Below are 8,051 nucleotides of genomic sequence, written 5' to 3' on the forward strand. Positions count from 1 at the left end.
ATTGTAATTAAAACCTGCTCATTGGCAGGTGGGTTAGAATTGATAATTTAATTTTACGTATCCTTGAATTCCCGGCATCGTCGGGATATTGTTATCGGTATAGTCCAAAATATTATTGGCACCTACCTGTAGTGTAAAGTTGTTGTAGAATGTTTTACTGGCTGCCGCATTTACGGTAACAAAGCCATCTATAAAACTGCTATCGTAGATATCTATGAGTCCGTTACCATTGGTATCAAACTGCGCATACTTACTACGGTACAGTAGTCGAATGTTTAGATTTGTTTTTGCAACGGGTATATCATAGTAGACCTTAAAATTTGCATTGTGGCGAGATCTATTTACCAAACCAAAATAGTCGGTCTGTGATAATGCAATGGTCTGCCCATTATTAGGGTCGCGTACAAACACTTGGTTATTTTTTATATCTTGTTTTTTCTGCTTGTCAAAAGCATACAATAATTGATATCCAGCACTTATGTTTAGGTCATTAGTTAGTTTGTAGGCAGAATTAATTTCGAAACCTGTGATGTATATTTCATCAAAATTGACATAGCTAAACACATTTTGTCCGTTTGTTTTTCTTGCAATAATGCGGGTGTCTATTAGGTTTTTAAAATCGTTTCTAAAGAAATTGACTTCTGTATTTCCACGACCATGTTTTAGATTGAAACCTAGGTTGTATCCAATAGAGCTTTCTGCTTCTAAGGGTTTGCTTAGGTTATCTTGGGTCACAACCACATTAAGTATTTGATCTTGTTCTTCTAGTTCTTTCAGTTTATCTAATGCTACGTTATACCCTAAAACCGTATAGCCAACGGCGGAGTTTGTAAAATCAAAATACAGCTGTCTAAAATCTGGTGCTTTAAAACCGTAACCTATAGAACCTTTAATAGATAGGTTGTCGTTTAATTGATAGCGTAGTGCCAGTTTGGGACTAAATTGATTGTTGTATTCAGAGTGATTATCAAACCGGGCACCTGCAATAACATTTAAGTTTTCTATTGGGTCAAAATCGTATTGCGCGTATGCATACTGGGAGCTGAAGTTTATGGTGTTATCAAAGTAAGTTCTATCCAATTCATCTAATTGAAGACCAATACCAGCAGTTAAAGTTCCATTTTGGAACCCCGTTGTCTCTGTATTGTTTTCTGATGAAAATGTATAACTACCACGAACTTCTGGTCTAAATAATTTCTGGTTGAAATCACTATCACTTAAAATAGCTGTAGAGATAGGATCTGACAATAATTCTGTAGCTACGTAATTAGTATAATAAAGCTCGTAGGCCATGGTAAGATTTGGGGTCCATTTATGGTCTAATCTGGTATGCGCGTTCCATTCTTGTTCTTTAGTATCGCCTTGGTATTGAATGCTATCCAATGTAAAACCGGCATCTTGGTTTTGATCATAAAAACGCCCAGAGGCAAACAGCGATAAATTGTCGTTAAAATCATAATACAATCGCCCGTTTAAGGTGTAGTTTGTAAACGGATTTACCGTATTACCATCAACATCTTCATTAAGGTCATACCCATTGCTAGAGAACCTATTGGCAAAGAAACCATAGCGAAATTTTTTAAATGCTTGTTTTATATCTAGGTTAATGTCTTGCTGAGAAAAGCTTCCAATTCTGTAAGATGCATTACCGGTCAACGCTTCTGTTTTTGGCTTTTCCGTAATTATATTGATGACTCCGCCTAAAGCTTCAGATCCATATAAACTGCTAGACGGACCTTTTACTACTTCTATCTGTTTAATGTTGCCCACGGTAAGCCTACTTAAATCAAAATTACCGGCACTTCTACCAACTAGGGGAACACCATCTATTAAAATAAGAATATAGTCTGATGCGATACCTTGAATCTGTACACCTTGAAACCCGCTTTCATCGGCTACGGTTATTATACCGGTCTGCTCATTCAATATTTCGTTTAAACGGACGCTACCAGATTTTATAATTTGTTTTTTACCCACTAAGGTTACTGGTAGGGGTAACGATGATAATTGGCGTTCTGTTCTTGTTGCGGTTACAATTACTTCATCTAGTTGCTGGGCAAGGATAGAATCGGTCGGATTTTCAACTCGGGTCTGTGCTATGGCAAAGTAAGATCCTATAAGTAGTAAGCATGTGGTAAGTTGAAATCGCATTATTCTTATTTAGAATTATTCTTAATACGGAGCAAATATATAAACAATTCTTATTTAGAATAAATAAAAATAGTTATTTTTGGCCTCGAACCTAAAACATTAAATCATCAAGTAATGAGAACACCGATCACTATAGTAATGGCACTACTGGTTTCAATGAGTGCTTTTTCTCAAAAGGATAAAAAGAAAAAAGACCGCGAGGCTATAAAAAGCATGTGTGGTTGTTATGAAGTAACCTTCAATTTTGCAGAGACGTTTAATTACAGTTCAGATTCTTTGTATAAACCGTCTAAAACCAAAATAGATAAAGGTCTAGAATGGGCAGAATTGGTAACAGATGAGAATGATAAAATCTCTATTCAACATTTACTACAAGTAGGTAACCCAGCAGAACCACATATAGTTAAACATTGGAGGCAAGATTGGTTATTTGAAAACACAGATCTATACTCTTACAACGCCAATAACAGTTGGACATTTACCAAATTGCCAGCAAATGAGGTGAAAGGGCAGTGGACACAAAAAGTATATCAAGTAGATGACAGTCCTAGATATGAAGGTTCTTCTACTTGGGTTCATGTAGATGGTAAGAGCTATTGGGAGAATACTGCCGATGCTCCGTTGCCTAGACGTGAGTATACTACAAGAAGCGATTATAATTTAACCGTTCGTGGAAATAGACAAGAGATTACTGATTATGGTTGGTTGCATGATCAAGATAATACCAAAGTAATACGTGAAGCTGGTAAGCCAGATGTTATCGTTGCTAAGGAAAAAGGATATAATACCTATGTAAAGGTTGATGATAGCAAATGTGCGGCTGCTGCTAATTGGTGGAAAGAACACACTGATAAATGGTCAATTGTACGAAGTAAATGGGATAATGTATACGGGCGTAACACTGATCTTTCTTTAGAAGAGAAGGTTGATAATAAAGTATTGTATAAATACCTTTTTGATGATACTTATGATCAAGAAGGGGAAATTGAAGAAGTAATAGAATCATTTGTAAAGAAATAAGAATATGAAAACTGTAAAACTAATAGCCTTAACCGCACTGTTGTTTGTAAGCTTCACAGGTATTGCACAACAAAAGAATGAATTATTAAATCGCAAATTTTGGAAAAGCAATCCAGATGTTGCGGCCGTAAAACAAAAGATTGCAGAAGGAAATGATCCTACTGCGTTTGACGATAATGCTTTTGATGCAACTGCATTGGCAATTACCACAAAGGCAGATACCGAAGTGATAAAATACTTGCTTTCTTTAGAGGGTAATGGTGTAGATAAGAAAACCCATGACAGCCGTATTTATTTACACTGGGCAAGTTATTCTGGAGATGCCGAATTGGTGCAGTATTTATTAGATAACGGTGCTTCTGTAACCGCTTTAGATAGCCACCGTTTTACACCTCTTGCTTTTGGAGCAAATGCCGGACTTACAAATCCTGCAATCTATTCTGCTTTTGAGAAAAAGGGTGTGAATTTGGCTGAAGAGAAAAATGACCACGGTGCCAACTTATTACTAATGGCCGCACCTTCATTGAAGAGTGAAAAAGAATTAAATTTCTTTACGGGCAAAGGTTTGGCCTTAGATAGTAAAGACAATGATGGTAACGGAATTTTCAATTATGCTTCTAAAAAAGGTAATATAGATTTTCTAAAATTACTTGTTGAGAAAGGGGTGGACTATAAAACACTGAACAATAATGGAGGTAATGCATTTATGTTTGCATCACAAGGTGGTCGTGGATTCAGTAATGGGTTACCGGTCTATACATACTTAAAAGGTCTAGGTTTGGAACCTAATATTGTTGAGAAAAATGGAAGTACTCCATTACACCGTTTAGCATTCAGTAATAAAGATGCTGCCATATTTGAACTTTTTTTAAATGCAGGCGCAGATGTAAATCAGGCAGATGAAAAGGGTAATACGCCATTCTTAAATGCTGCTACTAGAAATGAACTTGCCATGGTGCAATTACTATCTAAAGATGTAAAGGATATCAATACAGCTAATACTGATGGTGAAACAGCTTTAATGCTTGCTGCCCATGATAACAGTGTAGATGTAGTTGAGTTTTTATTGGAAAAAGGTGCGGACATTAATGCGCAAGATTCTAAGGGGAATACAGTTGCTTATTTCTTGGCAGAATCTTTCAGTAAAAGAAATGCAGATGCCTTTGATGCTAAGCTTGCTGTATTGAAAACAAAGGGATTAAAATTTAATACCGTTCAATCTGAAGGAAATACATTGTACCATATCGCTGCTAGAAAGAACGATTTAGAATTGTTGAAAAGACTTTCTACCTTTGATATAGATGTAAATGCTAAGAATGATGAGGGCTTAACAGCTTTACATTTAGCGGCAATGAAAGCAGAGAATGATAAGATGCTTAAGTTTTTAATAGCTAACGGTGCAGATGCAAAGAGTAAAACCGATTTTGAAGAAACCGTGTACGATCTAGCAAGTGAAAACGAATTGTTACAGAAAGAGAATACATCATTAAATTTTTTAAAGCAATAAAGAAACCTGCCAGGTCCATTTAATATGCCCTGGTAAGAAAATAGATTACAGATGAAAAGAGTATTAAAATTTATACCGGCAATTGTATTGATCGGTGCGTTACTAACAGCATTTACTCCCGTAGAAAAAACAGCGGTAAAATGTCTTATTCAATTAACTAATTATTCTGGTGAAGGTGCCTACCTAATTGTATCCATAGTTGATGCCGATAACGAATATGTTGAAACCTTATATGTTCAAGGTAAAGACAGTGAGTGGTATAGTGAAATTACCGAGTGGTGGAAATTCTATGGTAAAAATCGCCCTAATATTGATGCAATTTCTGGTGAAACCATAAGCGGTGGCGAGCGTGCGTTGTCAGTATTACAAATCCCAAATGATAAAATCGACAAGGGTTATAATCTACGTTTTGAAACCTCAGTTGAGGATCAAGGGTACTATGCAGATGATATTCAATTTGCATTGACTACAGAGAATTTAAAAGCAAAAGTAGAGGGCAAAGGATTCATTCGTTATGTCCGCATGCTTCCTCAGTAATAATTTGTACTAGAAGACGTCTTTGCGAGGAGCTTTTCGCGACGAAGCAATCTTCATAATTTAGGTAGCTTGTGGTTTTTTTTGTTACCAAGAAGTGGATTACTTCATTTTATTCGTAATGACATTTTAAGTTAATACGTTTATTTTACAATCAGAGTGTTATTTCCAGAATGTCATTTTATGATGTTCTGGAATTTTTTAAAGTATATAGCAATATAAAATTACAGTACTACTTATGACGATTTCTATTTGGCGCTATAGTCATCTTACGCTTGCCTTAGTTTCTTCGCTATTCTTGATAGTTGCTTCTGTTACCGGAATCATTTTAGCGGTAGAACCAATTTCGCACCAAGCTAAGGGCTATGCCGTAGAAAATCTAGAAGAAGTCTCCTTGGCAACGACCATAGATGCCCTAAAGAATTCTTATGATGAGGTGTTAGGGCTGGAAGTAGAATCATCTGGGTTCGTTAAAGCTTCTGTGCTAACTATGGACATGGAGACCTTAGATGTGTATGTAAATCCTGCAACGGGCGAGCAATTGGGCGAGGTAGAAGAACGACCTTATATTTATACATTCGCCACCAACTTACACCGATCTCTTTTTCTTAAAAGTATAGGTAGGTTCTTCGTAGGTCTAATTTCATTACTCTTATTCATTATAGCTGTTACAGGCTTAATTTTGTTAGCGAAAAGACAAGGTGGATTTCTAAAGCTTTTTTCAAAAGTTAAGAAAGATTACTTTGAAATGCGATACCATGTCGTTTTAAGTAAATGGTTCTTTATTCCTATTTTAATTCTGGCACTCACCGGAGTCTATTTATCTGCGGAGAAATTCAACTTGTTGCCCAATACGGTTGTAGCGCAACAACAATTTGCTATCAATGATAATGCTGAGGTTTATGAAACCATTGGTGATATTCCTTTTTTTAAGGAAACAATCTTAGCTGAAATTCGTCAGGTAGAATTTCCGTTTTCCGATGACCCAGAGGAATATTACCTCATTGCCTTACAGAATAAGGAGGTTCAGGTAAATCAGCAAACAGGTGAAATTGTTAGTAGTGGTGACTATCCCTTTGTGACTTTAGCTTCGAGATTAAGTTTAGTGCTACATACTGGTGAGGGCAGTGTACTTTGGTCTATCATTCTATTGCTTGCTAGTGCATCCATATTATTTTTTATGTATTCCGGTTTTGTAATGACCCTAAAGCGTAGAAAGAAAGGAAAGCGAATTGCTACAATGCCAAATAAGGATGAATGTGAGTTTGTCATATTGGTAGGGTCGGAGAGTGGTACTGCGTTTGACTTTGGACAGCGATTGTATAACGGATTGACAAAAGTTGGAAAGAACGTTTATTTGACGGAACTTAATACATACACCACGTACGCTAGGGCGACGAATATCATCGTATTTACCTCTACTTACGGTGAAGGAGAACCACCAACGAATGCCCGTAAATTTCCAGCAATATTTTCCACTATTAAACAACCGAATACAATTGATTTTTCAGTAATCGGTTTTGGCTCTTTAGATTATCCGGATTACTGCAAGTTTGCAATTGATATTGATAAGCAAATTGCCGATGCTTTAGATTTTAATAGACAATTGCCCTTATTTAAAATTAATAAAGCAGATTTTGAGTCTTTTGAACTTTGGATGATTCAATTTGGTAATCAAGTAGGATTTGCTATTCCAATAGAGCGTCCTGTAGTTAATAAAAAGAAATATAAGAAAGTAGATTTTGAAGTTTTAGAACGAACGGAGCTAAATATTGATGATACTTTTTTGCTGAAGTTACAACCAAAAACTAATATTGAATTTACCTCTGGAGATCTGTTGGCTGTATTTCCAAATGGAGATGAAACGGTTAGGCAGTATTCAATTGCTAGAATTGAAGACGATATTCTATTGAGTATTAAAAAACATGAATTAGGAAGAGGTTCTAATTTTCTCTTCGGATTAAAAGTTGGTGAAACTATAAGAGCTGCTATTGATAGTAATGAACATTTTCATTTACCCAAAAATGAAAAAAATGTAATTCTTATCTCAAATGGCACTGGTATAGCTCCGTTTTTAGGAATGATTTCAAAAAATACAACTCAGAATATCTCTTTGTTCTGGGGAGGCCGTAAAAAAGCCTCTATGGATGTTTATAATTCTATTTTAGAAAAAAACTCATTAAATTATAAAAACATCAAGATATTTTCAACGTTCTCTAGAGAAGGCGAAAAGCAATATGTTCAAGATGTTATTAAAGAGCAAAAAGATTTGGTGCTACAAACAATTAACACTGGTGGCACCATTATGATTTGTGGTTCGCTGGCAATGCAGCATGATGTTCTTGATGTATTCGAAAATATGCTCCAAAACAATGAACTTATAACTTTTGATGCTTTCGAAAAAAGCGACCAGTTGAAGACAGATTGTTATTAGCCGTCTTTGTGAGGAGCTTTTCGCAATGAAGCAATCTGCTAAATAGTGGCAGCATGTGAGTTCTCGGCTACCAACAAACAGATTACTTCACTACGTTCGTAATGACGTTTTGTGTCGAAATCGTCATTGCGAGGAGTTTTTCACGACGAAGCAATCTGTTGAATAATGGCAGCATGTGAGTTCTTGGCTACCAATAAACAGATTACTTCACTACGTTCGTAAAGACGTATTGTATCGAAACCATCATTGCGAGGAGTTTTTTCAAGACGAAGCGATCTGTTGAATAGTGTCAACATGTGAGTTTTCGGCTACCAATAAATAGATTACTTCACTATGTTCGTAATGACGTTTTGTATCGAAACCGTCATTGCGAGGAGTTTTTCACGACGAAGCAATCTGTTGAAT

General features: G+C 36.0%; 6 protein-coding genes. 4 read left to right on the plus strand and 2 right to left on the minus strand.

Features of this window, described 5'->3' with window-relative positions; all coding sequences use genetic code 11:
• Positions 1 to 33: 33 nt before the first annotated feature.
• On the minus strand, positions 34 to 2,151 hold the full coding sequence (locus tag BUC31_RS17435) for a TonB-dependent receptor plug domain-containing protein (protein ID WP_073246651.1): 2,118 nt from the start codon (positions 2,149 to 2,151) through the stop codon (positions 34 to 36).
• Positions 2,152 to 2,265: 114 nt separating this feature from the next.
• On the opposite strand from BUC31_RS17435, the gene BUC31_RS17440 reads away from it, so the two are divergent.
• From BUC31_RS17440 to BUC31_RS17455, 4 genes are all read left to right on the plus strand, one after another.
• Entirely contained in the window at positions 2,266 to 3,171 is a 906-nt protein-coding gene (locus BUC31_RS17440) for a DUF6607 family protein (RefSeq protein ID WP_073246653.1), read from the plus strand.
• A 4-nt stretch (positions 3,172 to 3,175) separates the two neighbouring features.
• A complete protein-coding gene (locus BUC31_RS17445; protein ID WP_073246655.1) occupies positions 3,176 to 4,678 on the plus strand; it encodes an ankyrin repeat domain-containing protein in 1,503 nt (500 codons plus the stop codon).
• A gap of 51 nt (positions 4,679 to 4,729) precedes the next feature.
• Positions 4,730 to 5,215: a DUF2271 domain-containing protein gene (locus BUC31_RS17450; protein ID WP_073246657.1), complete on the plus strand. Its 486-nt coding sequence runs from the start codon at positions 4,730 to 4,732 to the stop codon at positions 5,213 to 5,215.
• A gap of 235 nt (positions 5,216 to 5,450) precedes the next feature.
• The gene (locus BUC31_RS17455) at positions 5,451 to 7,646 is read left to right on the plus strand and encodes a PepSY domain-containing protein (RefSeq protein ID WP_073246659.1); all 2,196 of its coding nucleotides are present in this window, start codon (positions 5,451 to 5,453) and stop codon (positions 7,644 to 7,646) included.
• A gap of 140 nt (positions 7,647 to 7,786) precedes the next feature.
• Here BUC31_RS17455 and BUC31_RS20405 read toward each other — a convergent pair whose 3' ends face one another.
• Entirely contained in the window at positions 7,787 to 7,942 is a 156-nt protein-coding gene (locus BUC31_RS20405) for a hypothetical protein (protein WP_170861981.1), read from the minus strand.
• Positions 7,943 to 8,051 lie beyond the last annotated feature (109 nt).

It is taken from the genome of Maribacter aquivivus (assembly GCF_900142175.1).
GTDB classification, from domain to species: domain Bacteria; phylum Bacteroidota; class Bacteroidia; order Flavobacteriales; family Flavobacteriaceae; genus Maribacter; species Maribacter aquivivus.

Bases quoted from the DNA above. Each gene is read 5' to 3' on its own strand.
- BUC31_RS17435 (WP_073246651.1), bottom strand. From the start codon at position 2,151: ATGCGATTTCAACTTACCACATGCTTACTACTTATAGGATCTTACTTT.
- BUC31_RS17440 (WP_073246653.1), top strand. From the start codon at position 2,266: ATGAGAACACCGATCACTATAGTAATGGCACTACTGGTTTCAATGAGT.
- BUC31_RS17445 (WP_073246655.1), top strand. From the start codon at position 3,176: ATGAAAACTGTAAAACTAATAGCCTTAACCGCACTGTTGTTTGTAAGC.
- BUC31_RS17450 (WP_073246657.1), top strand. From the start codon at position 4,730: ATGAAAAGAGTATTAAAATTTATACCGGCAATTGTATTGATCGGTGCG.
- BUC31_RS17455 (WP_073246659.1), top strand. From the start codon at position 5,451: ATGACGATTTCTATTTGGCGCTATAGTCATCTTACGCTTGCCTTAGTT.
- BUC31_RS20405 (WP_170861981.1), bottom strand. From the start codon at position 7,942: ATGTTGACACTATTCAACAGATCGCTTCGTCTTGAAAAAACTCCTCGC.